This is a genomic window from Nocardia sp. No.11, from assembly GCF_038752175.1.
Taxonomy (GTDB): domain Bacteria; phylum Actinomycetota; class Actinomycetes; order Mycobacteriales; family Mycobacteriaceae; genus Nocardia; species Nocardia canadensis.
In genome coordinates, this window is the sequence record NZ_JBCGFB010000251.1 from 1 (window position 1) to 1,878 (window position 1,878).

General features: G+C 70.2%; 2 protein-coding genes. One reads left to right on the plus strand and one right to left on the minus strand.

All coding sequences use genetic code 11. The features are described from left to right. Nucleotides 1-271, minus strand: a 271-nt coding sequence (locus tag V8688_RS31840; protein ID WP_342802372.1) for an IniB N-terminal domain-containing protein, incomplete at its 3' end; no start/stop codon positions are given. Nucleotides 272-564: 293 nt separating this feature from the next. Here V8688_RS31840 and V8688_RS31845 point away from each other — a divergent pair. Next, on the plus strand, nucleotides 565-1,878 hold a 1,314-nt coding region (locus V8688_RS31845; protein WP_342802373.1), incomplete at its 3' end, for an Hsp70 family protein.

Consider the following 1,878-nt stretch of genomic DNA (forward strand, 5'->3'; position numbering starts at 1 on the left):
CCGCCGTCACGGCGGCGGCCGCGGTGGCCGTCGAGGCGAGGGCGGCACTCGTGCCCGCCGCGGCACCCGCCGCCACGATCGCCTGCAACTGGGAGCCGCCGCTGACCAGCGCGGATTCCGCCACCATCGGGGCGACGGCGGAAATATCCTCGGGCGTCACGTCGAGCCCGGCCACGGTCAGTGCCTGGCACGGGTTGGCGCAGTAGGCCGCGGCGGCCTCACGGTCACGCAGCAGGTTGAGGATGAATTCCAGAATCGCGTTGGGTGTCATCGAGATCAGCTCCTCCAGATCATGGGCGGTACTGCCCGATCCGTTGTCGTTGGAATGTCTTTCACGCTAGGTCGGCACGTCGTTACAGGTAACGGGGCGAATGCCTAGTTCACGGTCGACGGTGCCCGTTAGGGGGACACCACCGATTAGGGGAATTTCCCCGTACTTGCCCCAGCACAGGTAACAGCTGCCCCCTAGCAACCGACAGTTCGAGTGGGACGCCGACCACCCCGGCGATCTCGTTGTACTCAACATTTCCGGTCCGCCGGAAGTCCTGCGAACGGGGTTGTCCAATGACAGAGCGGCTGGCGCTCGGCATTACCGTCGGGGCCGCGAATTCGGTCGCCGCGGCCACCACGGCCGACGGATCCGGAACCACCGTTCGCGCGCACCACAGTGCCCTGCTGCTGGGCGCCGACGGCTCGACCGGCTTCGCCGACGCCGCCCAGCACGCGCGCGGCGTGGTGGTCGACGACTACCTCTCCCGGGTCGGTGACCCGGTGGATCTGCTGGCGGAGGACGGATCCAGCCACAATGCGGCCGATCTGGTCGCCGCCGCGACGCAGGCCTTGGTCACCGAGCTGGCCGGCCCGGGCACCGAGGCGACGATCGTGTCCTGCTATCCGGCGTGGTGGCCGGAGCGGTCGGTCGAGACGACGCGGGCGGCCCTCACACGCGCGGGCCTGCCCGAGGTGACGCTGGTGCCCGAGCCGATGGCCGCGGTGCGCCGATACGAGATGGAGAACGGCCTGCTCGACGACGGCGCGCTGGCCGTGTACGACTTGGGCGCGAGCGGCCTCACGGTCACCGTGTTACGCACCGGCGACCAGGCCGGGATGCTCGGCGCACCCCTGCACAGTACGGCTGTCGCCGGGATGGAATTCGATCTCCTGACGATGCGCTATGTTCTGGCAAACGCGCTGGGCGATCGGGATATCGATCCATTCGACCCCGTTGTCGAAGCGGAATTGTCGGCATTGCGAGCCCGCTGCAGAAATGCGAAAGAAGACCTCTCCAGAATTACCGCGACGGTGATCCCGGTGGGCATGCTCGCCGCCGGACACACCGAACAGGTCCGGCTGACCCGCGGCGAACTCGAAGATCTGCTGCGCCCGATCCTGCTCGACTCGATGAGCCTGCTGCACGACGCGGTGCGCCGCGCCGGACTCACCATGGGCGATATCGGCCGGGTGCTGCTCACCGGCGGTGGTGGCGCGATCCCCCTGGTCGCCGAGCTGATCTCCACCGAGTTCGGACTGCCGGTCGCCGCCTGCGCCGATCCGGCGTCCTGCACCGCGCACGGCGCGGCCGAGATCGCCCTGGACGTGGCCGCGGTCTCCGTGCCTACCGAGGCCATCCCGGCCGCTGTCGTCGCGGCGCCGATGGCGGCGGCTCCGGTGGCGGCGGCTCCGGTGGCCGAGGGCATCGCGCTCCCGACGACCGAATCCGCCCCCACCCGGATGTTCACCGCCAAGCGGGCAGCGATCATCGCCGCGGCCGCGGTCACGATGGCGGCCTTGGCCACCGGCACCCTCGCCCTCGGCGGTGTCACGCCCTCCGCGCCGACGGGGCCCGCCGCGACGACGAGCGCTCCACCGGTGCCCGGC